This window comes from Chachezhania sediminis, from assembly GCF_009765275.1.
Lineage (GTDB): Bacteria > Pseudomonadota > Alphaproteobacteria > Rhodobacterales > Rhodobacteraceae > Chachezhania > Chachezhania sediminis.
In genome coordinates, this window is sequence record NZ_VOPH01000003.1 from 13,181 (window position 1) to 38,093 (window position 24,913).

Consider the following 24,913-nt stretch of genomic DNA (forward strand, 5'->3'; position numbering starts at 1 on the left):
CCGCCCGCCGCGCAAGCCGATATTGCACCTGCAGCATACCTGCTATCGGTTTGGCCTTTTGTCGGAGCTTTCCCGAGTGGCGATTCCCTGCGGGCGGTTTTTGATCAAATTATCAATGGGCTGCGCGGGTGCTGACCGAAATTTGGGCAGTTCGAAAACCGGGGTGCCACAACGTCGCGGAAACACGCGGAAAAATTGCCATTGCGGGGGCAGGACATGTCGTGGAATACCCGGCCGGACACTATCGACTCGAAACCGACTGGCATGACCGGGATCGCGCAGTAGAGTACGATCACATGGGCCAAACCCGGGGAGTCTGACACATGATCGAAACGCCATACCTGCTGTTCCTGGGCGACGCGCCGGACCAGCTTGCCGCCAAGGTTGCGCAAGGCATCCGCGACTGGCGCCCTGAAAACGCCGTCGGCCAGTTCCGCCTGCCCGAGTGCAAGGCGACCGTCGGCCTGACCGACATGACCCTGGCCGAGGCCAAGGCCGCCGGTGCCAAGACGCTGGTGATCGGCGTGGCGAACCGCGGCGGCGTTATTTCGCAGGCCTGGAAGGAAGTCCTGATCCAGGCGCTGGCCGAAGGCTTCGACCTGGCGTCGGGCCTGCACAACCTGCTGCGCAACGAACCCGACCTGGTGATGGCCGCCAAGGCCAATGGCCGGATGCTGCACGACGTGCGGATCCCGTCGGTCCAGTACCCGATCGCCAATGGCGTCAAGCGCACCGGCAAGCGGATGCTGGCCGTGGGCACCGACTGTTCCGTCGGCAAGATGTACACTGCGCTGGCGGTGGACGAAGAAATGCGCAAGCGCGGCATGAAAAGCTCGTTCCGGGCGACCGGCCAGACCGGCATCCTGATCACCGGCGACGGTGTGCCGCTGGATGCCGTGATCGCCGACTTCATGGCAGGATCGATCGAATACCTGACTCCGGACAACGATCCGGATCACTGGGACATCATCGAAGGGCAGGGCAGCCTGTTCCACGTGTCCTATTCCGGCGTGACGCTGGCGCTGATCCATGGCGGGCAGCCCGACGCGCTGGTGGTCTGCCACGAGCCGACCCGTCCGCACATGCGCGGCCTGCCGGGATATCAGTTGCCGACGCTGGAAGCTGTCCGTGACACCGCGCTGCATCTGGCGCAGGTCGCGAACCCGGCCTGTCAGGTCGTGGGCTATGCGATCAACACCTACAGCATGGCCGAGGACGAGGCGCTGGCCTATCTGAAGGCGACCGAGGACCGGCTGGGCCTGCCCGCGGTCGACCCGCTGCGCACGGGCACTGCACCGCTGGTGGACGCGCTGGCCGCTCTCTGAGCGGGCCGGTCATGCGACGCTCCCGGCGGATGCCTCCGGCGGGAGTATTTCGGAAAAGAAGAAGAAGGGGATGGCCATGAAACGCACCGTAACGCGGGATGTGTTCCGGCTGGCGCAGGTCTTCTCGATCAGCCGCGGGTCGCGTACCGAAGCCAAGGTGCTGACCGTGGCGCTGGAGAAGGACGGCGTGACGGGCCGGGGAGAATGCGTGCCCTATGCCCGTTATGACGAGACGCTGGAATCGGTGACGGCCGAGATCGAAGGCCTGCCGGAAAGCTTCACGCGCGCCGACCTTTATGACCTGCTGCCGGCGGGCGCCGCGCGGAATGCCGTCGACTGTGCGCTGTGGGACCTGGAGGCCAAGACGGCCGGGAAACCGGCCTGGCAGCTGGCCGGTCTGCCGGCGGCGCCGGGACCGGAGATCACGGCCTACACGATTTCCCTTCTTTCGGCCGACGAGATGAAGGCCGAGGCCGCGAAGAACGCCCATCGCCCGCTGCTGAAGATCAAGCTGGGCACGCCCGACGACATGCCCCGGCTGGAAGCGGTCCGGGCGGGCGCGCCGAAATCGAAGATCATCGTGGATGCGAACGAGGGCTGGTCGGCCGAGGTCTATGCCGATCTGGCGCCGCACCTGGTGCGGCTGGGCGTGGCGCTGGTGGAACAGCCGCTGCCCGCGGGCGACGATGCGGCCCTGATCGGGATCGACCGGCCGGTGCCGGTCTGTGCCGACGAAAGCTGCCACGACCGGGCCGATCTGCCGAACCTGATCGGCAAGTACGACGTGGTGAACATCAAGCTGGACAAGACCGGCGGCCTGACCGAGGCGCTGGCGTTGCGCGATGCGGCCGTGGCCGAAGGTTTCGGCATCATGGTCGGCTGCATGGTCGGATCCTCGCTGGCGATGGCGCCGGCGGTGCTGGTGGCGCAGGGCGCCCAGATCGTCGATCTGGACGGGCCGCTGCTGCTGGCCGAAGATCGCGCCATGCCCCTGAAATATGACGAGAAGGGCGTTTATCCGCCCGAACCCGCCCTTTGGGGATAGGAGACATGCCCATGCGTACCGTTTACGTGAACGGAGAGTATCTGCCGGAGACCGAGGCCAAGATTTCCATCTTCGACCGCGGTTTCCTGATGGCCGACGGGGTCTACGAGGTGACCAGCGTGCTGGACGGCAAGCTGCTGGACTTCGACGGCCACTATGCCCGTCTGGAACGGTCGCTGAAAGAGCTCGACATGGCGAACCCGGTGACCCGGGACGAGCTGCTGGAGATCCACCGCGAGCTGGTGGCGAAGAACGAGATCGTCGATGGCATGGTCTATCTGCAGGTGACCCGCGGGTCCGCCGGCGACCGCGACTTCGTGTTCCCGGATCCGGAGAAGGTGCCGCCGACGCTGGTGCTGTTCACCCAGTCGAAGCCGGGCCTGGCGGATGCGCCGGCGGCCAAGACCGGCTGGAAGGTGATCTCGATCGAAGATCAGCGCTGGGCACGGCGGGACATCAAGACCGTTCAGCTTCTCTATCCGTCGATGGGCAAGATGATGGCCAAAGCCGCGGGCGTCGACGACGCGTGGCTGGTCGAGGACGGGTTCGTGACCGAAGGCACGTCGAACAACGCCTATATCGTGAAGGGCGGGACCATCGTGACCCGGCCGACGTCGAGCGACATCCTGCACGGGATCACCCGGGCGGCCGTGCTGCGCTTTGCCAAGGAAGCGCAGATGACCATCGAGGAGCGGCTGTTCACCATCGACGAAGCCAAGGAAGCGGACGAGGCCTTCATCACCTCGGCCTCGGCCTTCGTGATGCCGGTTGTGGAAGTGGACGGCGTGGCACTGGGCGACGGCAAACCGGGGCCGGTGGCCAAGCGCCTGCGCGAGATCTATCTGGAAGAAAGCATGAAGGTCGCCATCTGACGGGGACCTTCCGGCGCCGAAAGACGTTTTGAACGGCGTGACTGGGGCTTTTCGAAAAGCCTTGGGGCAACGATCCGGATAAGGGAAAAGAGGCGGGACCGTGTCGGACGATGCGGTCCCGTCCGTCGTTGAGGAGGTTGCCGATGATCCCTGTCCAGCTCCAGTCCGTCATCGGTCTGATTGCCATTCCGCTGTTCGCCTGGGCCGTGCGGGACCGGTCGAAACCGCTGGACCTGAAACATGCCGCGCGGATCGTGGGTGTGGGCCTGGCGCTGCAGCTGGCCATAGCTGCGCTGATGCTGAATGTGCCGGCCATCCGTGCCGGCTTTGCCTATGTCAGCCGAGGTGTCGATGCGCTGCAGGCGGCGACGGGCAGGGGCGTGCAACTGGTCTTCGGCTATCTGGGCGGCGGGCCCACGCCCTTCGACGTGACCAGCCCCGCCCATGCCTTCCTGCCGGCGTTCCAGGCCTTTCCGCTGATGCTGGTCGTGTCCGCCCTGACCAGCCTGCTGTTCTACTGGGGCATCCTGCAACGGATTGTCAGGGCCTTCGCCCGGCTGCTGCAGCATTCGATGGGCGTGTCCGGCCCGCTGGCCACGGCCGCGGCCGCCAATATCTTCTTGGGCATGATCGAGGCGCCGCTGTTCATCCGCCCCTATCTACGGGTGATGGACCGGGGCGCGCTTTTTGCCGTGATGACCGTGGGGCTGGCGACCATCGCCGGCACGGTGCTGGTGCTTTATGCCTCGTTCCTGAACGGCGTCGTACCGGATGCGGCGGGGCACATGATCGTGGCTTCCGTCATCTCGGCTCCGGCGGCGCTGATGCTGGCACAGCTGATGATACCGACAACCCCGCTGGATCTGGAAAAGCTGCCGGAGGAGCCGCCCGAAGATGCCCCCACCAGTTCCATCGACGCGCTGACGCGGGGCACGCAGACGGGTGTGCTGCTGCTGGTGGGGGTGGTGTCCACGCTGATCGTCTTCGTGGCGCTGCTGACACTGGTCGACCAGCTTCTGGGCATGGCTTCAGGCAGCTGGCAGCTGTCCCTGGGCAAGATCTTCGGCTGGGTCTTTGCACCCGTCGCCTGGCTGATCGGCGTCCCCTGGGCCGAGGCCGGGACGGCCGGCAGCCTTCTGGGCATCAAGACCGCGGTGAATGAACTGGTGGCCTATCTCGACCTCGGGCAGGACACGACGCTTTCCCCGCGGTCGCGGCTGATCGTGACCTATGCGCTGTCGGGCTTCGCCAATTTCGGCTCCGTCGGCATCATGATCGGCGGGATGTCGGCCATCGTGCCCGAACGCCGGGCCGAGATCGTGGAACTGGGGCTGAAAAGCCTGGTATCGGGCACGCTGGCCACGATGATGACCGGTGCGGTGATCGGTGCGCTGTCGGCGCCGTGACGGGACCGGGGGCCGGGCGGGCCCATTGCGTGACCGTGGGGGCGCGTTAAGGTCGGAAAGACCCTTGGCGATGGAATGTGGTGACGATGACCTTTGCGCTTATTCTTCTTGTGAACCTGCTGCTGGTGGCCGCTGTCGTCACCTGGCAGGTTGTGAAGACCCGCAAGATGGCCAGGGCCGCGGAACAGGCCGTGCCACGGGCCGGGCAGATCGTGAAGGTCCGGGGCGGGGCCATCCACTATGTCGACCGGGGCCCGCGGGATGCGCCGGTGCTGTTGTGCATCCACGGGCTGGGCGGCTACCTGCAGCATTTCACCTACGGCATCGCCGACCTGCTGCAGGACGATTTCCGCCTGATCATGGTCGACCGACCCGGTTGTGGCTATTCCGAGCGCGCCAGCGACGACCTGGCCGCCCCGCGCGAGCAGGCCCGCATGATTGCCGAGGCGATGGACGGGCTGGGGGTGAAGGCGGCCACGGTCGTCGGCCACTCGCTGGGCGGAATGGTGACCCTGGCGATGGCGCTGGACCGGCCCGATCTGGTGAAAGCCATGGCCCTCATCTGCCCGCTGACCCGACAGGAAAAGACGGATATCGAGACGTTCAAGGGCCTGGACATCAGTTCTCCTGCCTTGCGCCGGATGCTGGCCCATACCGTGGCCGTGCCCATCGCCGCAAAGACCGGGGTCGAGACGCTGAACGGCGTTTTCGCCCCCGAACCCTGGCCCGAGGATTTCGTGATCCGCGCCGGGGGAATGCTGGGGATGCGGCCGGAAAGCTTCATCGCCTCGTCCGCCGATTACGTGTGGGCCCGGGATACCAGCGCCGCGCAGGAAGCCCGCTATGCCGGCGCTCTGAAGGTGCCGGGCGGGATCCTCTTCGGGGCCGATGACGCGTTGCTCTCGCCCGGCCACCACGGCGAAGGCATGGTACAATACGGCCTGAGCTACGAGGCACTGCCGGGCCGGGGGCATATGATCAACATCACGGCGCCAGCCGAATGTGCCGGTTTCATCCGGCGCATGGCAGCAAAGGCGTCCTGACGGCCCTGTCTGTCAGTCCTTCCTGGCTGTGACGTTCTCGGCAAAGGCGGTCTTGAACGCCACCTTCTGGGCCGGAGACGCGTCGGTCTGGTAGTTGGCTTTCCACTCCGCCATGGTCATGCCGTAGAACAGTTCGCGCGCGTCCTTTTCCTCCATCGCGATGCCGCGTTCCTCGGCAGCTTCCTTGTACCAGCGGGACAGGCAGTTGCGGCAGAATCCGGCCATGTTCATCAGGTCGATGTTCTGGACGTCGGTGCGGTCTTCCATCAGGTGCTGACGCAGCCGACGGAAGGCGGCGGCCTGCAGTTCGATTTCGGTCGGGTCGGTGTCGGACATATGGGCCATGCTGACTCTCCTTGTCTGCGGGCCGGCCCGGAACGGCGGACCGGAATTTGCTTCGAACATAGGCGCCCCGGCCCGGATCGGAAAGCCGGCCGCGCCATAACGCCCACAGCGCCGCGCGAATTCGACGCCGCGGCCCGGTGGCAATTGTCGATTAACCTTGGTTCTGGGATAACCCGAACGAACGCGGGGCCGTCGGGCCTTCGCGCGCCGTGCCGGCGGGGCCGGGCGGCGGGAAGCGACGAAAGGACAAGCGCGATGCGCCGCAACCGAAACGTCAAGATCGTGGCCACGCTGGGGCCTTCTTCGGAAACCTATGACATGGTGCGGGCGCTGCATGTGGCAGGCGCCGACGTGTTCCGCCTGAACATGAGCCACGGATCCCATGACGAGATCCGCGAGAAGCACCGCATCATCCGAGAGGTCGAACGCGACCTGGAACGCCCGATCGCCATCCTGGCGGATCTTCAGGGCCCGAAGCTGCGGGTCGGCGTCTTCGCGAACGGCGCAGAGGAGCTGGAGATCGATGCGCATTTCCGGTTCGATCTGGACGAGGCGCCGGGCGATGCGACCCGGGTCTGCCTGCCGCACCCGGAAATCTTTGCCGCGCTGAAGCCCGGGGCGACCCTTCTGGTCAATGACGGCAAGATCCGGGTGAAGGTCGACAAGTGCGGCGCCGATTTCGCCGATTGCAAGGTGATCGCGGGCGGCACGATTTCCAACCGCAAGGGCGTGAACGTACCCGATGTGGTCCTGCCGCTGGCCGCGCTGTCGGAAAAGGACCGGGCGGATCTGGAATTCGTCTGCCGCCTGGGGGTGGACTGGCTGGCGCTCAGCTTCGTGCAGCGCCCCGAGGACGTGATCGAGGCCCGCGAACTGGCCGATGGCCGCGCCGCCATCCTGTCGAAGATCGAGAAGCCGGCCGCGGTAGAACACTTTGCCGAGATCCTGGAGGTGTCGGACGGCATCATGGTCGCCCGCGGCGATCTGGGCGTGGAACTGCCGGTGCAGGCGGTGCCGCCGATCCAGAAGCGGCTGGTGCGCCTGTGCCGGGCGGCGGCCAAGCCCGTGATCGTTGCGACGCAGATGCTGGAAAGCATGATCGAAAGCCCGATGCCGACCCGGGCCGAGGTGTCGGACGTGGCGACGGCGATCTACGAAGGCACCGATGCCATCATGCTCAGCGCCGAATCGGCGGCGGGCAAGTACCCGGTGGATGCGGTGAAGACGATGGACAAGGTCGCGACCGAGGTCGAGGCGGATCCGAACTATCGCCAGATCATCCGAGCGTCTCGCGGGGAGCGGCAGGGCGGAGTGGCCGATGCCATCGTCGCCGCCGCGCGCGAGATCGCCGAGACGACGGACATCAAGGCGATCTGCTGCTTCACCCAGACCGGGACCACGGCGCTGATGACGGCGAGGGAACGGCCCGGCGTGCCGATCCTGGCCATGACCAATCTGCGCAGCACCGCGCGGCAGCTGGCGCTGAGCTGGGGCTGCTATTGCGTGATGACGGCCGAACTGTCGCGCTTCAAGCAGGCGGTCGTGAACGCTGTGCGCGCGGCGCGGGCCGGCGGTTTCGCCGGGCCCGAGGACCAGATCGTGGTAACCGCGGGCGTGCCCTTCAACATGTCGGGCACCACGAATATCCTGCGGGTGGCGCCCTGTGACGAACGCCTGATCTACAGTACGGACCCCGGTTGATGGAGACAGGAAGTAACTGGTTGCAAAGCCTGGCGGGCCTGGTCCCGCTTCGGCCGGACGTCGCGCTGATCCTTGGCCTGTTCTTCATGTGCCTCTACCTGCCGTCGCTGCTGGCGGCACTGGTCGACGGCCGCAAGCCCTGGGCCTCGCGCGTCCTCGGGATCGCGGGGCTGCTGCTGATCGGGTCCGCCTGGGTGCGGACGCCGGGTGGCTATCGTCTGCAGGAGATACCCGAGATCTTCTTTCAGGTGATCGCCCCCCTGTTCTCCTAGGGCGCCCCAAAAGGGCCGGGGGGATGACTTCCGGCGTTGCCGGACCGTCGCTGATGCCCCGGATCCGGGCTCTCCTGCCCATCCCCGCCGGATCCGTCGGTCCCGGACCGGGAGCGATGCGCGCACCGGATTAGCGGGGGGTGGGGGAATGGGGCTTGCGCTTGCGCGCAGTCTTGTCTAACAGCGCGCTCTCAACCCGCGCGGCCGGCCGATGTGGCATGCCGAGTCGCGTGACATTCGCACTCCAGAACTTCGGGAGACGGAAATGCCCAAGATGAAGACAAAGTCGAGCGCCAAGAAGCGCTTCAAGGTGTCGGCGACCGGCAAGGTCATTGCGGCCCAGGCCGGCAAGCGCCATGGCATGATCAAGCGGACCAAGAAATTCATCCGTGACGCACGTGGGACCACCACGCTGGCGGCTCCGGATGCCAAGATCGTCAAGGGCTATATGCCCTACGACCGCTGATCAGGAGGATTAGAGATGTCCCGAGTCAAGAGCGGAACCGTCACCCACGCCCGTCACAAGAAGGTCATCAAGGCCGCCAAGGGCTATTACGGCCGGCGCAAGAATACCTTCAAGGTCGCCAAGCAGGCGGTCGACAAGGCCAACCAGTACGCCACGCGCGACCGCAAGAACCGCAAGCGCAATTTCCGCGCTCTGTGGATCCAGCGGATCAACGCAGCCGTGCGTTCGCATGACGAGGCGCTGACCTATTCGCGCTTCATCAACGGCCTGGCGCTGGCCGGTATCGAAGTGGACCGCAAGGTCCTGGCCGATCTGGCCGTGCACGAGCCCGAAGCCTTCGGTGCTATCGTCGCACAGGCGAAGGGCGCGCTGGCAGCCTGATCTGGTTGCAGCCCCAGAATACGAAAGCCCGGTCGGAAACGGCCGGGCTTTTTCGTGTTTGCCATCCGGGCTCGCGATGGCCCGGGTCGTTGCCAGAGGGCGACAAGGGCGCCAGGGCGCGCACAGGGCCTGCCTCAGGCGCCCCGGAACGCCTTCTGCAGGACGGGCAGGTCGAACTTCACCATCTCCGTCATCGCCGCGTGCACCCGGGCGGCGGCTTCCCTGTCGGGGTCCATCAGCATTTCCGTCAGGGCCCGGGGGACGATCTGCCAGGACAGGCCGAACCGGTCCGACAGCCAGCCGCAGCGGCTTTCGACGCCGCCCTGGGCCGTCAGCGCGGACCAGAGCCTGTCGGTTTCGGCCTGGTCGTCGGTCTGGACCGAGATCGAGACCGCGGGCGTCAGCCGGTAGTAGGGACCGCCGTTCAGGATCTGGTAGGGCGCGCCGGCCAGCGTGAAGTCGATGATCAGGGCGGGCGCATCCGGGTCGGCGCGGTGGAGGCCGGTGATGGCGCTGTCGGGCAGAAGCGAGACATAGAACTGCGCCGCCTCTTCGCCATTGCCGTCGAACCACAGGCACGTGCGGACCTTAACGTCAGGGACCAGGGGCGACATGTCGGGCTTTCCTCCGTCGAAACGCTGTGTGGTGCATAAGGCCCGACTGCCCAAATTTCCAGCATTCCGTCGTTTTGCGCCGGCATGGGGTTCACCCCGGGCCGTTCGCGACTAGGATCCGGAGAAAATCCAGCCGGGCCAGCCCATGTCATCCGATCCGTTCCGCCACCATCCCGAACTGCGGGACCTGATCCTTGATCCGATGCAGTCCTTCTTCCGGACCTTCGAGCCGTCCGAGCTGGACACGCTGATCGAGACCGAAGGCCTGCCGCCCGGCTGGCGCCAGCCCGACGATCAGCGCGAGGCGCTGCGCTGTGCCCTGCTGGAAGGGCGGCGTGACGGCGACCTCTGGGTCTTTGCCTATGGTTCGCTGATGTGGGATCCGGCCATCCGCTTTTCCGAGGTACGCCGCGCCCATGCGTCACGGCATTCGCGGCATTTCATCCTGAAGGACCGGTTCGGCGCCCGCGGGTCGCGCGACCGGCCGGGCGTGATGGCCGCGCTGGACGAGGGTGGCTGCTGCGACGGGCTGGTCTTCCGCATCCCGCAGGCGATCATCGAGGAAGAGACGGTGATCCTTTGGAAACGCGAGAGGATCGGCCCGGCCTACCTGGAGGTGATGATCCCGGTCGAGACGGATCACGGCGCGGTGGATGCCGTGGCCTTCATCGCCAACCACGAGGCCGACAATATCGACCCGGACCTGACCTGGGACGAGAAGGTCCGGTTTTGCGCCACGGGAGAGGGGCGTCGTGGGTCGAGCTATGACTACGTTGCCAATCTGGCCGCGCATTTCGCGGCGCTGGGGATCGACGCGCCCGAGGTGACGGACCTGCTGAAGGCCGCCCAAGCCTATCGGGCGGCTGAGTAGGCCCTGCATCGCGATCCGCCCACCGCGTCCGCCACGCGCGCGGCCCGGCCCGCCTTTCCACCCCTGACGGATGCGCAGCGCGCCCCCGACTTGCCGGTCCACGCGTGCGGCGCGGCCGGGCTGGTCGGGAGGAAGGACGTGACGGGTGGCGAAGCGCCTCAGGCCACGCAAAGGAACAGGATCGTCCCCAGGCCGCACATCAACAGCTGGAAATGGGTGTTCTGGGCGCTTTCGTGCCCGCACCAATAGCAGAAATAGTCGCCGATGATCACGAAGCCGGCCCAGACGGACGAGAACAGGATCGCGCCGACGACCGCGACGGATCGTGCCGCGACTGGCCCGGCCAGGCCCAGCATGGCGAGGAACAGAAGAATCGCCCCAAGGGTCAGCCCGATGGCCGCGGCGCATTCCAGCGTGATGGCGGCACGATAGACCAGGCGGCGCAGGCCGGCATTGTCGATCCGGCGGTGCTTCAGCCGTTCATAGGCCGAGGGAAAGCCGGACTGCAGGCTGGTCATCGTCAGTACGTCGTCGACAAGTTCGCCGTTGATCGACGGGTGGCGGAGGTTTCCCAGGACACCGACCACCATCCAGGCGGCCAGGACCGATACGGCGAAGCATTGCGCCAGCAGGATCATGAAATCGGGCATCGTGAACCGTACAGTGGACAAAGGAAAAGGGGCCGCCTTGTGGCGGCCCCTTCGGGAATGTCCGTGATCAGGTCCAGGCCATCTGGGCCGGCCGGACCTCGAACGCGATGTGGTGGGCACCGCCGCGCAGGTCGTACTTGGTAAAGTTGTAAAGCGAGCGCCAGTAGGGCTGGATCGTCACGCCCTCGTCCTGGATCAGCTTTTCCGACTTCGCCATGATCGTGCGCCGCTTGTCGACATCGGCCGTGGCCAGGGCCTGTTCCAGCAGGGCGTCGAATTCTGCATTGGACCAGCCGAATTCGTTCCAGGCCTCGCCCGAACGATAGGCCAGCGCGTGGATGATCACGCCCAGCGGGCGGTGGTTCCAGTTGGTGGACGAGAACGGGTACTTGGTCCAGTCGTTCCAGAAGGTCGAGCCCGGCAGGACGGTCCGCTTCACCTTGATGCCGGCATCGCGCAGCTGGGCTGCGACGGCATCGGTGGTATCCTTGCGATAGCTGTCGTCGATCGAGATCAGCTCGTGCTCGAAATCGGCCATGCCGGCCTCTTCCATCAGCTTCAGGGCCGCGGCCTTGTCGACCTTCTGTTCGGGCAGCGGCGCGTATTCCGGGTGCATCGGGCCCACATGGTGGTTCTCGGCGCGCTGGCCGCGGCCACCGATGCCCAGTTCCAGGATCACGTTGTTGTCGACCGCCATCTGGATGGCCTGGCGCACGCGCTTGTCGGCATAGATCTTCTTGCCGTCGACCTCGGCCAGCTGGTTCGGACGGATCACGACGGTCGCCGCGGTCGCAATCTCGTTCTTGGTCCAGCCGTCCTGCTGTTCCAGGATGTCGATGAAATCGCCATCGGTCGAATAGGTCATGTCGATCTCGTCGGCCTCGGCCGCGGCCACGGCCGCCGACGGGTCGGTGCCGTAGTCGATGAACTCGATCCGGTCCATCCAGGCGCCTTCGCCCCACCACTTGTGGTTCGGGTTCTTCACCAGCACGGCCTTTTCGCCGACCGAGATCGATTCCGGGATGTAGGGTCCGGTGCCCAGCGGGGCCTCGACGACCTTGGAGGCGTCATAGTCCTTGTGGAACACGGCCGCCGGATAGTCGGCCATGCCGGCGATCAGCGTGATGTCGGACGCCGGCAGCATGATCTTCACGGTATGGTCGTCGACCTTGACCAGGGCGCCGTCCAGGACCTTGCCGGTGTCGGCATTGCCGATGGTGGCAAAGCGCGCGGCCATCGAGTTGCCTTCGACGCTCTTGTCGCACCAGGCGCCGATCACGCGGATCACGTCGTCGGCAGTGAAGGGATCGCCGTTGTTCCAGGTGACGCCCGGACGGACGTTCAGCGTGTATTCTGTGGCGTCGTCGTTGATTTCCCAGCTTTCCAGCAGTTGCGGGCTGAACGAGCCGTCGTTCTCATAGCCGACGAGGTATTCCATCCAGCCACGGGACACGTTGGCCAGCTGGCTCCAGTCATAGGTGCGCGGGTCCTTCATGCCGAAGACCTGCATCTCGATCCGGACGGTGCCGCCCTGCTTGTAGCTCGACGTGTCCTGCGCCTGGGCCGGCGTCGGCAGGCCCAGCATGGCATAGGCCGTGGCCGCCGATGCGCCGAAGGAACAGGCTGTGGCCAGGAATTCGCGGCGGCTGACCGCGTCGGAGTTCGGGCCGATCTTGCGGCCGGATTCGACGATGACCTCGGGTATCGGTTTGCCGGTGACGGTCTTGAAAGTCATGGTAGTCCTCTCTGTTGGCCTGGCGAGACAATTGTCTGTCTGCGTCATTTTCTTGTCGCTTTTGTGCCTTCCACCCGACCGGGGGTCAACCCGATGGGACGACAGGGAAACCGGGGAAGGGGACGGACCGAACGCCCCGCCGCGGCGCGGTTGCACGGCACGGGATGGTCGGGGACGACAGTCCGCGGTGTCCCATGGCGTGGCTTCGGGCCAGTGCGCCAGATGGTTCCGTCTATCACATCCCCCGGTCACTCTTACGCGGCAAAGGGTAGTCCCCGGGGCAGAACCTGTCCAGCGACCTAAATGCCCTGTATGCGTCGGAAACCGGAAGGAAAACGCCGCTAACTGGCGAGGCATCCGGCAAAGGTGCGGGGGTGGCTTTGCGTGCCCGGACGCCCGGTCACGGCACAGTGGCAGGCGTTGCCGGATCGCGCGCCCCCGGCAGGGGGCGATCAGGGCGTCAAAATACCATATCGAACTTATTCGGTCGCGGTTTCGGTCGCGAAGAAGCGGTCGAGGAAGTGCAGGAACCAGCGGGCCTGCGCAGCGTCGTGTTCCGCAAGCAGGGCATCCTGTTCTTCGCGCGTCTGAACACCGGCAATGCCATAGCTGTCGGTGGCGCTCTGCTGCCAGCGTCGGAAGCCCGAAGCGGTCTGTTCCGGGTGGAACTGCAGCCCATAGGCGTTGTCGCCCAGGCGGAAGGCCTGGTTTTCGAACATCTCTGACCGGGCCAGGTGGACGGCGCCGGCGGGCAGGTCGAAGGTGTGGAAGTGGAACTGCGTGACATGCAGCGGATGGTTCAGGAAATCGCTGGCCGTGTCGGTCGGGGTGATCTCGTAAAGACCGAATTCCTTCTTCCCGTGCTCTGGCGCGCCGGCCCAGGCGCCCTGGTGCCAGGCCATCATCTGCGCGCCCTGGCATAGGCCCAGCAGCGGCAGGCCTTGGTCCAGTGCCGCGCCGATCATCGCGTATTCGTCGTTCAGGAACGGGTGCAGGGCCGTGTCATAGGCGTTGTAAGGTCCGCCATAGACCACGACGGCCGCCAGGTCTTCGGCCACGCGGCCCAGCGGATCGCCCAAGAACGGTCGACGCACGTCCCCCACAAGGCCGCGGTGGCGGCAATAGGTGTTGATCCGGTCATCGTCAGGACCGTCGTCATGTCGTATCATCAGTACGCGCCGCTTCATTTCCCCTCCTGGTTGGAAAAATCTTGCGGATCTCACCGGCATCCTGACCGGAATAGTCAACAACTTCACAGACTGCCTCGGATAGGGCAAGAGGGTTGGTGTTCATTCGTGAATATTCGCCCCAGATATTTCAAGGACATGACCATGCGATCGCTTCGGCCCGACTCCGTTTCTCCGCCCTTCGCCCGCTATGCCCACGGGGTCGAGGTTCCGCCCGGTCATCGGATCGTGCGGACTTCGGGCCAACTGGGGTTGGCTGCGGACGGCACCGTGCCCGAAGACGCGGGCGCCCAGGCCGACATCTGCTTTGCCACGATCGCAGCCATTCTGGCCGAGGCCGGAATGGGCCGCGGGGACGTGTTCCATGTCTCGGCCTATGTCACCGACAGGGCACACATGGCGGCTTATATGGCGGCACGGGACCGTTTCCTGGCGGATGTGGGACCCGAGCTTCCGTCGTCGACCCTGATCATCGTGTCGGGTTTCACCCGGCCCGAGTTCCTGGTCGAGGTGGAGGTCTGGGCGGCCGCCCCCTGACCCCCACGCTGACGCCAAGGGGGACAAGGCCCTTCCAGGGGGGGCCTTGCCAGTCCTTCGCCGCTATCCGGCCGGCGGCTGGCCCGCCGGGCGCAGCTCGGCCGTTTTTGCGGGCCTTGCCCAGCACCCGGCCGGGCCGGAGGTCAGTAAAGCGCGACCGGGTTGATCATCGCCTGCACCGTACCGCGGATTCGCGGCTGGCCCAGCACGAACATCACCTCGTTCACGCCGTCCTTCAGGATCGGGCCTGTGTTCATGTTCTCCAGCAGGTAGACGCCGTTCTGCTTCAGGAAGATGGTGTGCCCGTAAAAGACGCCATCGCCGGGTTTCGGCGGGATCGGTTCCACCCCCCAGGTATCGGCGCCGACGGCCATCGGCTTCAGCGACGCGACATAGCGCGCGCCTTCGTTCGAGATGCCGGGCTCTGTCCCGCCCCAGGCTGCCGGATCGCTTTCGTACTTGTGATCCGTCCACCCGGTGTAGAAGAGCACGATGTCCCCTTCGCCGATGGTGATGCCCTGTGCCTCGGCCGCGGCCTTGATCTCGGCCTCGCCGAAGAACTCGCCCGCCTCCAGGAAGGGCTTGCCGGCCTGTTTCGCCATGTCGAGGATCACGGCACGCCCCACGAGCGGCGGCACGGCATGGGTGCCCAGCTTCTTCAGGCCCGTCAGGTCGGCAAAGTCCTTCTCGTCGTTGCAGTTGTAGTACATGCCGTCTTCGCCGACATGGCCCAGCCCGTCCAGCTGACTGCCGATGCCGATCCATGTATGGATGATGTCGTCGTTGTAGTTGCCGTTGCCAAAGACGCGCTTGCCGCCCTGTTGGCCCGGCTGGACGATCTGCAATGACAACGACCGTGGCGGATAGGCGGGCGTGGCCGGATCGATGGTGATCCCCAATGGCACCGACTTGCCCTGTTTGACAAGCTTCAGCGCTTCCCGCGTGCGTTCCGGCGTCACCAGGTTGGCGGATCCGATCTCGTCCTCAGCGCCCCAGGCCGATGGCGTGCAGTCTTCCGCGGAAGCGGTCCCGGCCATCAGCGCAACAGAGCACGCAAGGCCCGCGATAAAGGTCTTGGTCATGAAGTTCCTCCCATTTTGTCGCCCCGGGCGCTTGGCGGTTCTTGTGCCGGGCCCCGGGGCGGCAGGGGAAGGATATCACGCTAAAGTTGTTCGGTGCGACCGTTTGGAATGACCTGCGAAATGACGTTGCGTTTCGAAGGCCCTGACCGGCAGATTGTTGCGCGGCTCAGCCGGGCTTGGGGCAGTTGTCGGGATGCGCGGCCTGGAATGCCGCCACACCTTCGCACGCGGCGACGGCCTGCATCGTCTTCGTCAGATCGTCCAGTTCTACGCCCCAGCGGCGGCAGTTGTTGATCTGCGGCATCAGGCAGATATCGGGCAGCATCGGGAGGTCGCCGCAGCAGAATGGGCCACCTTCGAACCCCTGCAGCATCTTTTCGAAGGCTACCATGCCGGGGCGCATGAAGTGGCGGGACCACTTGCCCCGCATCTCGGCATCGCCGCTGATCTCGGTCGCGTATTTCACGACCTGCAGGTTGCAGACCGGGTGGATGTCGATGGCGATGGCGTCGGCCAGGGCTTCGACCTTCACGCGTTCCACCGGGTCTTCCGGCAGCAGGCCCAGCCCGCGGGTGGTGTCCAGATAGCGCAGGATCGCCATCGACTGGGTCAGGCGCAGCCCGTCGATGTCCAGCACCGGGACAAAGCCCTGCGGGTTGCGGGCCATGTGTTCGGGCGCGCGTTGCTGGCCGGTCGGCAGGTCCACCAGCACGGTGTCATAGTCGATCCCGGCCATCTGCAGCGCGATGCGCAGGCGGTAGCTGGAGGAGGAGTTCGGGAAGTCGAAAAGGGTCACGGCATTCTTGTCGGGGGACATGTCGGGGCTCCGGATCTGAAATGGCGGAAAAGGGGAGAGAGCCGCGCCGGGAAAGGGGCGCGGATCAGCGGTCGAGGAATGCGGAGAAGCCGCCATAGATCATCCGGCGGCCGGCAAAGAAGCTGTTGGTCACCAGCGCCTCCATCCGTGGATCGACGCGGACCTGGGCGTTGCAGGCATCGCGGGTGGCGCGGTCGGGATATTCGATCCACGACAGCACCACCGCCTCGCCATCCTCGATCCGGACGGCGCGGGGGAACGAGGTCAGTTCCCCCATCGGCACGTCGTCGGCCCAGCATTCCACCACGCGGGTCGCGCCGTAATCCTTGAAGATCTGCGCCGCGCTCCGGGCCATGGCGACATAGTCGTCCTTGCGGTCGACAGGCACCGGGATGACGAAGCCTTCCACGTACATGGGCGGCCTTACTTCGGGAAGCTGGGCGCGGGCAGGATGGTGCCTGCGCAGTCGCCAAAGCCCACGCGGTAACCGTCGCCCTGGGACCAGCCCTTCAGCGTCAGCGTATCGCCGTCCTCGATGAAGCTGCGGGCGGTCCCGTCGGACAGGTGCAAGGGCTCCTTCCCGGACCAGGTCAGTTCCAGAAGCGATCCGCGCTGGTCCTTTTCGGGCCCCGAAATGGTGCCGGAGCCCAGAAGGTCGCCCGGGTTCATCTCGCACCCGCAGAGCGCATGGTGGGTCAACTGCTGGGCGGCAGAGTAATACAGCTCGCGCGCATTGGTGCGGGCGATGGTCTTCGCCTCGCCCTCGGCGGGGGCCATGTCGACCTGAAGCTCGATGTCATAGAACATCGGGCCGGTGTCCTGCAGGTAGGGCAGCAGCGGCTTTTCCCGGGCCGGGGCGGGCGCACGGAACGGCTCCAGCGCGGCCTTGGTTACGATCCAGGGGGAAATCGAAGTCGCAAATGCCTTGGCCTGGAACGGGCCCAGCGGCTGGTATTCCCAGGCCTGGATGTCCCGTGCCGACCAGTCGTTCAGCAGGACATAGCCGAAGATCATCGCGTCGGCCTGATCCAGCGTGATGGGCTGGCCCATATCCGACCCGGTGCCGACGATGGCGCCCAGTTCCAGCTCGATATCCAGACGTCGGCAGGGGCCGAAGGACGGCGCATCGGCGTCGGGCGCCTTGGTCTGGCCCAGCGGGCGGACGATGTCGGTGCCCGACACGACGACGGTCGATGCGCGACCGTTATAGCCGATCGGGATGTGCAGCCAGTTCGGCGGCAGCGCGTTTTCCGCACCGCGGAAGATGGTGCCGACATTGGTCGCGTGGTGCCGGCCGGCGTAGAAGTCGGTGTATTCGCAGACCATGAACGGCATGTGCAGTTCCGCATCGGCCATCGGCACCAGCAGCGGCTCGACCTTTTCGCGCTCTGCCGCCCCGTCTTTCAGAAGCGCCGTCAGCCGTTCGCGCAGCGCGGCCCAGACGGCAGGGCCTTCCTCCATGAGCTCGTTCCAGTAGGGCACATCGAACAGCGGATCGTCGGTCAGCGCGATGAGGCCGGCGGCCTCGGCCTCTTCCATGTCGAGGATCATGTCGCCGATGGCGACGCCCGGGCGGGGCGGAAGCTCTTCGGTCGAAAAGACACCATAGGGCAGGTTGTTGAGCGGGAACGGGCCGGTCGGATCGTTGGCGGCAGCGATCCAGCTTTTCGTCAGGGGCATTGTCGGTCCTCGGGGTCTGTGGCCGGAATTTCTGCCCCGTCCCGAACGGACGGGGCACTTGCACCGTCCATAACGCGTTCGGGCGCCCCGCGTCGAACCTTTTGGCAATCAGGGCGGACGGGATGTCGCGTGCAAAAGGTCCCTGGCGCCGATCCGGCGTGTCGGGGCCGGATCGCGCACAGGTCGGGCTGCCCCCGCCCTGGCGCAGGCCTCCGGCCAGCGCGGCCGTTCCGCGCGCGATCCGGCGGGGCAGGAGGCAGTCTGTCCCGACCTGGCGGTCAGAGACGGTTCAGAAGATCCGGTGTGGGCCAGGCATCGGCGGGCAGGCCCAGGCGCTGCTGTTCGGTCTGCACCGCCTCGCGCGTCTTTGCCCCCAGGATCCCGTCGACGGCGCCCACGTCATAACCGCGCGCGGCCAGCTTGCGCTGCAGCTCCTGCATCTGGGGCCCCGACAGGCCCTGGTCGTCGGTGCCGGGGTCATAGACCGGTGCACCGCCCAGCCGGGTCGCGAAATAGGCGGCCGTCAGGACATAGGTGAAGCTCTGGTTCCATTCGAAGTAGACGTCGAAATTCGGATAGGCCAGGAAGGCCGGCCCGTTCCGCCCCTGCGGCAGCAGCAGCGTTGACCGCAGGCTTGTGTCCAGTTGCCCGCCGCGGGGCTTCACGCCCATCTGCGCCCAGTCGCCCGTGGGCCGGGGCTTGCCCGTGCCGGTCAGCGACCAGTCGAGGTTTTCGGGAACCGTCACCTCCTGCAGCCAGGGTTGACCGGCCTTCCAGCCCAGCCCCCGCAGCATGTTGCCGCCTGACATCAGCGCATCCGCAGGCGACCCCTTCAGGTCGACATGCCCGTTTCCGTCGCCGTCCACGCCGTATTCGATGATGTCGCCCGGCAGCATCTGGACCATGCCGATTTCGCCCGCCCAGGCGCCGGTGGTGCCGGTGGGGCTGAAATCGCCATGGGCGTAGAGTTCGAGCGCGGAAAAGATCTGTGGCCGGAAGAGTTCGGGCCGGCGGCAGTCATGCGCCAGCGTCGTCAGCGCGTTCAGCGTGTTGAAGTTGCCCTGAAAGCCGCCGTAATCGGTCTCGAACGCCCAGAAGGCCAGAAGCACGCCGCGGGGCACGCCATAGGTTTGTTCGATCCGGTCGAAGACCCGATCGTATTGCTGGGCCAGCTGCTGACCCTTGCGCAGCCGCTGGGTCGAAATCAGACGGCGCGAGAAGTCGACGAAGGGTTTCTGGAACACCCCCTGCGCCCGGTCGGCCTTAAGCACCTTCTGATCCTGCCGGACCGAGGCGAAAAAGCTGTCGACGGTGGCCGCGGAATATCCCTTTTGCACCGCCTCGGCCTTCAGGCCCGATACGAAGCTTGAAAAGGATCCGCCGCATTGGGCCAGGACCGGACCAGCCAGCAGGCTGGCGGCAAGAACCGGTGCGGCAAGGCGGGCGATAAGGCGCATTCGGGATCCTGTCTTTCGTGGAACGGCGATGTCGGTCGACCCTAGCAGAGCCATCCCAGACCGGCGAGGGCAAGGGTTGCAACGGTTGCGACGGCCCACACACGCCAAAGCAGATCGGCCGCGGCATCGATCTGGGCCGGCCCGATCTCTCGCCGGCCGGGGCCGTTGACCCAGGCCAGGTCGCGCATCTGCCCGTCATAGCTGCGCGGGCCGGCCAGGGCTATGTCCAGCGCGCGGGCCATCGCGGCTTCGGGCCAACCCGCATTGGGCGACTTGTGGCGCCGTGCATCGGCGGCGATTTCCTGCCAACGGGCGATCGTGCCCGTGGTCAGCGCGATCAGCAGGGCGGTGATCCGGGCCGGAACTAGGTTCAGCAGGTCGTCCAGCCGTGCCGCGGCCCAGCCGAAATTCTCGTATCTGGGGGTGCGATAGCCGATCATGCTGTCGGCCGTGTTCACTGCCTTGTAGATCAGGATCCCCGGCAGCCCGCCCAGCAGGAACCAGAAGGCAGGCGCGACGACACCGTCCGACATGTTCTCGGCCGCGCTTTCGATGGCGCTGCGGGCGACGGCCGGTTCGGTCATATCGGCCGTGTCGCGGCTGACGATCATCGCCACCGCGTGCCGGCCCTGCGGCAACCCTTCGCGCAGGCCCGTGGCGACGGCGCGGACATGATCCACCAGTGACTTCTGCGCCAGCAGGACCGCGGCGGCCAGGATCTCGATCACCGGGCCAAGCTGGGCCAGCAATGTGCCCAGCACGCCCGCGCCTGCGACCAGGCACAGCCCCGCCACGACGCCCCGCCCACGGGTGCGGTTGTTCAGCCGCCGGTCCAGCCACGCAACCGCGCGGCCCAGAAGGACGGCAGGGTGGGGCAGGCGGGACCAGAGCCACGGGGGCTCTCCCATCGCTGCATCGACCAGCATCGCCAGGCCCAGCATCAGGGCATGGGTCACAACGCGGCCTCCAGCCGGGGCCAGGCGTCTTCGGGCGGCAGGCCCAGGCGCAGCCAGGTGCGGGAGTAGGGAAAGATCCGCGACCAGATGTGATGCCGGGCCAGCCGGGTCTGCCAGGCCCGGGCATCGTCCACATCGTAAAGACGGAATAGGTCGGTGCCCCCGGCCACCCGCGCCCCGCGGGCGGTCATCAGCGCATCCAGCCTTTCGCTGTCCTGTCGCAGTCGCCGGCGGGTCGCGGCGGCCCATGCCCCGTCCCGCAGACCACGGGCGCCGATGGCCAGGGCGGGGCCCGAGACAGGCCACGGCCCCAGCAGCGTGCGCAGTGGGGCAAGCGTTGCCTCGGTCCCGATGGCAAAGCCCAGCCGCAGGCCTGCGAGGCCCCAGAACTTGCCGAACCCCTTCAGCACGACGGTCCCGGGGCGGGTGGCCGCGGCGACAAGGCTTCGGTCCGGGCAGATGTCGCAGAAGCTTTCGTCGATCACCTGAAGCGGTGCGTCGGCATCGGCAGCGGTCCAGAGCTTTCCATCCGGGTTGTTGGGGTGGACGATCACTTTTGCCGCGGCCGGGCCATGGTCTGTCACGTGCCAGCCATGGGCTTCGAAGGCTGCGGCGTGTTCGTTGTAGGTGGGTCCGGGAATGCACGCGCGACCGGCGGGCGCCAGGGCGGGCATCAGCGCGATCAGCGAGGACGCGCCGGGGGCGGCCAGGATCGCGGCCCCGTCCGGCACCTTCCAGAAGCTGCGGGCGGCATCTGTCAGCGCGCCCGCCGCCGCGGTGTCCGGCAGGGCCGTCCAGGCATCCGGGTCGGTGACCGTCGCAGGGTAGGGAAGCGGATTGATTCCGGTCGACAGGTCGATCCAGTCCGCGCGCCGCCCGCCATGAGCCAGAATCGCTCCGTCCAGCCCGCCGCCATGATCACGCGGCAGGCCCGTGTCGACGGGGGCTGTTTTCAACATTTCGCGCATAAACCGTGCAGTCTTTTTTGCCTTCTCGGCGGCAAATAGCACATCGTGGGACGGCGTCGTTAGCCATTTCCCCGGAAGCGCGGCGCGCCCCGAATTCTTAACACTTTGTTAACCTTTGAGGCAGATCACGGACAAGTCCAAAGAGAATTGGTTCGATTCGGTCCTATTTCGAAAACAATCCTGATTAGCGAACTCGGGATTTCAATGCGACCGCACAACTGCTATGATTTAGCCATCCTGAATTCTCTACTTTAAGATGAGTCTCCATTTGGGATGAACCCGGGGTACGACGCGGAATGAAAGTCCTGATCGTCGAAAGCAACGAGGATCTTGGCCGGATCTGGCAGCGCCATCTGGAGCGGCTGGGGGCCGAGGTCTCGCTGGTGCCCAGCCAGGAGGATGCGACGATGTCCCTGTGCCGCTCCGAATTCGACATCCTCGTGGTCGATCTTGTCCTGCGGGACGGGAGCGCGCTGGCGGTGGCCGATTTCGCCAGCTACCGCAGGCCGGGCGCCAAGGTGATCTTTGTCACGAATACCAGCTTTTTCTCGGACGGGTCGATCTTTGCCTACTGTTCGAACGCCTGCGCCTTCGTGCGGTCGGAAACCCCGCCGGGGGACCTGGCGGCGATGGTCGAACACTACGCCGGGGCCCACTGATCCCCTATCTTCCAGTCCGATCGAACAGCAGGTCGCGTCCGTGCGGCGCGGCGTAGTCGATGACGGGATTGATCGGGATGATCCGGTACGGATTGATGTTTTCGTGGCTGTAGTGATAGTGCCGCACGATGTGGTCCAGCCGGACCGTGTCCGCCACACCGGGCCACTGATACAACTCTCGCGTGTAGGCCCAAAGCGACGGATAGTCCACGATCCGGTGCCGGTTGCACTTGAAGTGCAGGTGATAGACCGGGTCGAAGCGGATCAGCGTGACGAACAGGCGCCAGTCTGCCTCTGTGATCTGGTCGCCCAACAGGTAGCGGTGGCCGCATAGCCGGTTTTCCAGCCAGTCCAGCGTGTCGAACAGGGGATGGACAGCAGCGTCATAGGCGTCCTGCGTGGTGGCGAAGCCGGATTTGTAGACGCCGTTGTTCAAGGTCTCGTAGACGCGTTCGTTCACCGGCTCGATCTCGTCCCGCAGCTCCTCCGGCCAGAAGTCCTGGGTATCGCCGGTGATCCCGTCGAAGGCCGAATTGAACATCCGGATGATTTCAGAGCTTTCGTTCGAAACGATCGTGCCCCGTTCCTTGTCCCACAAAACGGGAACGGTCGCGCGGCCGGTGACGTCGGGCCGGGCGCGCTGATAGATCTGGTGCAGGAAGTCCGCCCCGAACAGCCGGTCGCCGGTGGCGCCGTCGAAGGTGGTTGCGAAGGACCAGCCCATATCCAGCATGTCGGGATGGACGACGGACACGTCGATATGGTCGGTCAGCCCCTTCAGCGCGCGGAATATCAGGGTCCGGTGGGCCCAGGGGCACGCATAGCTGACGAACAGGTGATAGCGACCCGATTCGGCCTTGAAGCCGCCGTCGCCCGTCGGGCCGGGGCTGCCATCGGCCGTTACCCAGTTGCGAAAGCCCGAGGTGGTGCGCTTGAAGGCGCCACCAGAAGACGTCTCGGACAGCGATCCGCGCTGCCATTTGCCTTCGACCAGTTGCCCCATCGTGTTCTCCTGTCGGTCGGTTCGGGACAACCTAGGCGGGGAAAGCCTTGCTGCGAAGGCGTCGACAGCAGTTCGCCGCGCGCAGGGGTCCTGCAAGGCTGCACAACCGGACGGCGGCCGGACCGGTGCGAGCCCCGTGCCCAAGGGGTCACGCCGGCGGACCGCGTCCGGATCTCAGCTTGATTTTAACTGGTCCGGGATCAAATCATGACTCGTGAAATACCGAAGGGGTCTTCGGAACACTGGGGGGGACGTCATGACGACTTACATGTCGCGGGAAGTGCAGGATGGCCTGGATGCCGCCCGGCGCGAGGCGCTGGCCAAGTCCAGCCGGCTTCGGGTCGGGATGGGCGACAAGACCTTCCCGGTGCTGAAAATGTGGCAGGACGGCTTTTCCGTGGACGCGGAAAAGGTCCCGTCCCTGCGCGGACTGGTCGACCTATACGATGGCGCGCGCCATCTGCGCCGCGCCCTGATCGTCGCGTCCGAGGAAGAGGCGGGGATGATCCGCTATGATTACAAGCTGTCGACCGAAGCGGCCGACAGCGCGCCCCTGGATTTCTATCGCGATCCGGGCGCGCCGGTGGCGCTGCTGCCGGAATAGGAACGGGCCGGGCAGGGGACTGCCCGACCGTCCCTGTACCGATCACTGCAGGTCGGAAAAGGCGCGCTGCAGCCGGGTGACCGCATCCTCGATCCGCGCGCGCTGGGTGCCCAGGTTGAAGCGCAGGAAGGTCTGGCCGCCCATGCCGAATGCCGGGCCTTGGTTCACGGCGATCTTGGCGTCCTGCTGGACGCGGTCGGTGAACTCTTCCCGGGTCATGCCGGTGCCGGTGAAGTCGAGCCAGGCCAGGTAGGTGCCTTCCAGCGCCATCGACTGCACGCCGGGGATCGCGTTCACGCCGGCATCGAAGACCTTCCGGTTCTCGTCCAGGTATTCCATCAGCGCATCGACCCAGGCGGCGCCTTCCGGGGAATAGGCGGTCATGGACGCCATCTGCCCGGCCGAGTTCGGCGAGATGTAGATCGCGCCCATGCGTTCCGCGAATTTGGCCCGCAGCGCCTCGTCGGGGATGATAACGTTGCCGGTATGCAGGCCCGCCAGGTTAAAGGTCTTGGACGGCGCCGACAGCATCACCAGCCGGTCCAGCGCGGTCTCGTCGACCATGGCCATCGGGATGTGCTTCTGTCCGGGATAGATCAGGTCGTGGTGGATCTCGTCCGAGACAAGGATCAGGTCGTGTTTCCTGGCGAAGTCGGCCACGCCCTGCAGTTCCTCGCGCGTCCAGACGCGGCCGCCGGGATTGTGGGGCGAACACAGGATCAGCATTGTCTCGGACCCGTCCAGGATCGAATCGTAGCTGTCGAAATCCATGGTGTAACGGCCGTCTTCCAGCACCATCGGGCATTCGACGACGCGCCGGCCGGCCTGGTTAATCACCTTGGCAAAGGCGTGATAGACCGGGTTGAAGGTGACGATGCCGTCGCCCGGCTTGGTATAGGTATCCATGCACAGGCCGACGGCGTTGACGATGCCGGTGGTGGTAAAAATCCAGTCGGGCTGAATCTTCCAGCCGTGGCGGTTTTCCATCCACCAGCAAATCGCGGCGCGGTAGTCTTCTTCGATGCTGCTGTAGCCGTAATTTCCGGTGCGGCCCATCTCGGCCATGACGTCCCGCACGACCTGCGGCGGGCGGAAATCCATGTCGGCCACCCACATCGGCAGGCCGCCATCGGCCGAAACGCCGCAGAAGCTTTCCATCTTGTCCCATTTGGAACTGTATGTGCCGCGGCGGTCAAAAAGCGTGTCGAAATCGTATGTCATTGAATGTCTTCCCGGG

The 24,913-nt window shown here is 65.7% G+C and carries 27 protein-coding genes; 13 read left to right on the plus strand and 14 right to left on the minus strand.

The window, feature by feature from the left end; translation table 11 throughout:
- Nucleotides 1–323 precede the first annotated feature (323 nt).
- The 5 genes from dgcN (at nucleotide 324) to FQK05_RS09430 (ending at nucleotide 5,691) form a co-directional block, all read left to right on the plus strand.
- Entirely contained in the window at nucleotides 324–1,325 is a 1,002-nt protein-coding gene (dgcN, locus tag FQK05_RS09410; RefSeq protein ID WP_158966095.1) for an N-acetyltransferase DgcN, read from the plus strand.
- 76 nt (nucleotides 1,326–1,401) lie between these two features.
- The gene (gene dgcA, locus FQK05_RS09415; RefSeq protein WP_158966096.1) at nucleotides 1,402–2,370 is read left to right on the plus strand and encodes an N-acetyl-D-Glu racemase DgcA; all 969 of its coding nucleotides are present in this window, start codon (nucleotides 1,402–1,404) and stop codon (nucleotides 2,368–2,370) included.
- An 11-nt stretch (nucleotides 2,371–2,381) separates the two neighbouring features.
- Nucleotides 2,382–3,242, plus strand: coding sequence for a D-amino-acid transaminase (locus tag FQK05_RS09420; RefSeq protein WP_199252662.1), 861 nt, complete (start codon nucleotides 2,382–2,384; stop codon nucleotides 3,240–3,242).
- 143 nt (nucleotides 3,243–3,385) lie between these two features.
- Complete coding sequence (locus FQK05_RS09425) at nucleotides 3,386–4,648, plus strand: NupC/NupG family nucleoside CNT transporter (protein ID WP_199252626.1); 1,263 nt, start codon at nucleotides 3,386–3,388, stop codon at nucleotides 4,646–4,648.
- An 86-nt stretch (nucleotides 4,649–4,734) separates the two neighbouring features.
- Entirely contained in the window at nucleotides 4,735–5,691 is a 957-nt protein-coding gene (locus FQK05_RS09430; protein ID WP_158966100.1) for an alpha/beta fold hydrolase, read from the plus strand.
- Nucleotides 5,692–5,703: 12 nt separating this feature from the next.
- On the opposite strand, the gene FQK05_RS09435 is transcribed toward FQK05_RS09430, so the two are convergent.
- The gene (locus FQK05_RS09435) at nucleotides 5,704–6,036 is read right to left on the minus strand and encodes a DUF1244 domain-containing protein (protein WP_233270446.1); all 333 of its coding nucleotides are present in this window, start codon (nucleotides 6,034–6,036) and stop codon (nucleotides 5,704–5,706) included.
- Between the two features lie 255 nt (nucleotides 6,037–6,291).
- Between FQK05_RS09435 and pyk the strand changes: the two genes are divergently transcribed.
- The 4 genes from pyk to rplT all read left to right on the plus strand — a co-directional run bounded on the left by pyk (nucleotide 6,292) and on the right by rplT (nucleotide 8,856).
- Complete coding sequence (pyk, locus tag FQK05_RS09440) at nucleotides 6,292–7,737, plus strand: pyruvate kinase (RefSeq protein WP_158966102.1); 1,446 nt, start codon at nucleotides 6,292–6,294, stop codon at nucleotides 7,735–7,737.
- A complete protein-coding gene (locus FQK05_RS09445) occupies nucleotides 7,737–8,009 on the plus strand; it encodes a hypothetical protein (RefSeq protein ID WP_158966104.1) in 273 nt (90 codons plus the stop codon). The genes pyk and FQK05_RS09445 overlap by 1 nt, the downstream gene beginning before the upstream one ends.
- Nucleotides 8,010–8,274: 265 nt before the next feature.
- Nucleotides 8,275–8,475: a 50S ribosomal protein L35 gene (gene rpmI / locus FQK05_RS09450; RefSeq protein ID WP_158966106.1), complete on the plus strand. Its 201-nt coding sequence runs from the start codon at nucleotides 8,275–8,277 to the stop codon at nucleotides 8,473–8,475.
- A gap of 15 nt (nucleotides 8,476–8,490) precedes the next feature.
- On the plus strand, nucleotides 8,491–8,856 hold the full coding sequence (rplT, locus tag FQK05_RS09455; protein ID WP_158966108.1) for a 50S ribosomal protein L20: 366 nt from the start codon (nucleotides 8,491–8,493) through the stop codon (nucleotides 8,854–8,856).
- Between the two features lie 134 nt (nucleotides 8,857–8,990).
- On the opposite strand, the gene FQK05_RS09460 is transcribed toward rplT, so the two are convergent.
- Nucleotides 8,991–9,470 (minus strand): VOC family protein, encoded by a 480-nt coding sequence (locus FQK05_RS09460; RefSeq protein WP_158966110.1) that lies wholly within the window; start codon nucleotides 9,468–9,470, stop codon nucleotides 8,991–8,993.
- Nucleotides 9,471–9,615: 145 nt separating this feature from the next.
- On the opposite strand from FQK05_RS09460, the gene FQK05_RS09465 reads away from it, so the two are divergent.
- Complete coding sequence (locus FQK05_RS09465) at nucleotides 9,616–10,341, plus strand: gamma-glutamylcyclotransferase (protein ID WP_158966112.1); 726 nt, start codon at nucleotides 9,616–9,618, stop codon at nucleotides 10,339–10,341.
- Between the two features lie 158 nt (nucleotides 10,342–10,499).
- Here FQK05_RS09465 and FQK05_RS09470 read toward each other — a convergent pair whose 3' ends face one another.
- From FQK05_RS09470 to FQK05_RS09480, 3 genes are all read right to left on the minus strand, one after another.
- Complete coding sequence (locus tag FQK05_RS09470; RefSeq protein WP_158966114.1) at nucleotides 10,500–10,991, minus strand: DUF2165 family protein; 492 nt, start codon at nucleotides 10,989–10,991, stop codon at nucleotides 10,500–10,502.
- Nucleotides 10,992–11,058: 67 nt separating this feature from the next.
- Nucleotides 11,059–12,726 (minus strand): ABC transporter substrate-binding protein, encoded by a 1,668-nt coding sequence (locus FQK05_RS09475; RefSeq protein ID WP_158966116.1) that lies wholly within the window; start codon nucleotides 12,724–12,726, stop codon nucleotides 11,059–11,061.
- Nucleotides 12,727–13,205: 479 nt separating this feature from the next.
- The gene (locus FQK05_RS09480; protein ID WP_158966118.1) at nucleotides 13,206–13,913 is read right to left on the minus strand and encodes a glutamine amidotransferase-related protein; all 708 of its coding nucleotides are present in this window, start codon (nucleotides 13,911–13,913) and stop codon (nucleotides 13,206–13,208) included.
- Nucleotides 13,914–14,057: 144 nt separating this feature from the next.
- On the opposite strand from FQK05_RS09480, the gene FQK05_RS09485 reads away from it, so the two are divergent.
- Nucleotides 14,058–14,450: a RidA family protein gene (locus FQK05_RS09485; protein WP_158966120.1), complete on the plus strand. Its 393-nt coding sequence runs from the start codon at nucleotides 14,058–14,060 to the stop codon at nucleotides 14,448–14,450.
- A 143-nt stretch (nucleotides 14,451–14,593) separates the two neighbouring features.
- Here FQK05_RS09485 and FQK05_RS09490 read toward each other — a convergent pair whose 3' ends face one another.
- From FQK05_RS09490 to FQK05_RS09520, 7 genes are all read right to left on the minus strand, one after another.
- The gene (locus tag FQK05_RS09490; RefSeq protein WP_158966122.1) at nucleotides 14,594–15,532 is read right to left on the minus strand and encodes a cyclase family protein; all 939 of its coding nucleotides are present in this window, start codon (nucleotides 15,530–15,532) and stop codon (nucleotides 14,594–14,596) included.
- Between the two features lie 166 nt (nucleotides 15,533–15,698).
- Nucleotides 15,699–16,349, minus strand: coding sequence for a maleylacetoacetate isomerase (gene maiA / locus FQK05_RS09495; protein WP_158966124.1), 651 nt, complete (start codon nucleotides 16,347–16,349; stop codon nucleotides 15,699–15,701).
- 64 nt (nucleotides 16,350–16,413) lie between these two features.
- Entirely contained in the window at nucleotides 16,414–16,764 is a 351-nt protein-coding gene (locus FQK05_RS09500; protein WP_158966126.1) for a DUF1428 domain-containing protein, read from the minus strand.
- An 8-nt stretch (nucleotides 16,765–16,772) separates the two neighbouring features.
- Nucleotides 16,773–18,029 (minus strand): fumarylacetoacetase, encoded by a 1,257-nt coding sequence (gene fahA, locus FQK05_RS09505; protein WP_158966128.1) that lies wholly within the window; start codon nucleotides 18,027–18,029, stop codon nucleotides 16,773–16,775.
- Nucleotides 18,030–18,307: 278 nt separating this feature from the next.
- Nucleotides 18,308–19,486 carry a lytic murein transglycosylase gene (locus FQK05_RS09510; RefSeq protein ID WP_158966130.1) on the minus strand — a complete coding sequence of 393 codons (1,179 nt, stop codon included), beginning with the start codon at nucleotides 19,484–19,486 and terminating at the stop codon, nucleotides 18,308–18,310.
- A gap of 41 nt (nucleotides 19,487–19,527) precedes the next feature.
- Complete coding sequence (gene cbiB / locus FQK05_RS09515; RefSeq protein ID WP_158966132.1) at nucleotides 19,528–20,442, minus strand: adenosylcobinamide-phosphate synthase CbiB; 915 nt, start codon at nucleotides 20,440–20,442, stop codon at nucleotides 19,528–19,530.
- Nucleotides 20,439–21,401 (minus strand): threonine-phosphate decarboxylase, encoded by a 963-nt coding sequence (locus tag FQK05_RS09520; RefSeq protein WP_199252627.1) that lies wholly within the window; start codon nucleotides 21,399–21,401, stop codon nucleotides 20,439–20,441. Before FQK05_RS09520 ends, cbiB begins: the two co-directional genes overlap by 4 nt.
- Before the next feature lie 305 nt (nucleotides 21,402–21,706).
- Between FQK05_RS09520 and FQK05_RS09525 the strand changes: the two genes are divergently transcribed.
- Nucleotides 21,707–22,069 (plus strand): response regulator transcription factor, encoded by a 363-nt coding sequence (locus tag FQK05_RS09525; RefSeq protein ID WP_158966136.1) that lies wholly within the window; start codon nucleotides 21,707–21,709, stop codon nucleotides 22,067–22,069.
- Nucleotides 22,070–22,073: 4 nt separating this feature from the next.
- Here FQK05_RS09525 and FQK05_RS09530 read toward each other — a convergent pair whose 3' ends face one another.
- Nucleotides 22,074–23,072, minus strand: coding sequence for a glutathione S-transferase family protein (locus FQK05_RS09530; RefSeq protein ID WP_158966138.1), 999 nt, complete (start codon nucleotides 23,070–23,072; stop codon nucleotides 22,074–22,076).
- A gap of 256 nt (nucleotides 23,073–23,328) precedes the next feature.
- Here FQK05_RS09530 and FQK05_RS09535 point away from each other — a divergent pair, with 256 nt between their 5' ends.
- Nucleotides 23,329–23,676, plus strand: coding sequence for a hypothetical protein (locus FQK05_RS09535; RefSeq protein WP_158966140.1), 348 nt, complete (start codon nucleotides 23,329–23,331; stop codon nucleotides 23,674–23,676).
- Nucleotides 23,677–23,718: 42 nt separating this feature from the next.
- On the opposite strand, the gene FQK05_RS09540 is transcribed toward FQK05_RS09535, so the two are convergent.
- On the minus strand, nucleotides 23,719–24,897 hold the full coding sequence (locus tag FQK05_RS09540; RefSeq protein ID WP_158966142.1) for a MalY/PatB family protein: 1,179 nt from the start codon (nucleotides 24,895–24,897) through the stop codon (nucleotides 23,719–23,721).
- Nucleotides 24,898–24,913: the final 16 nt, after the last annotated feature.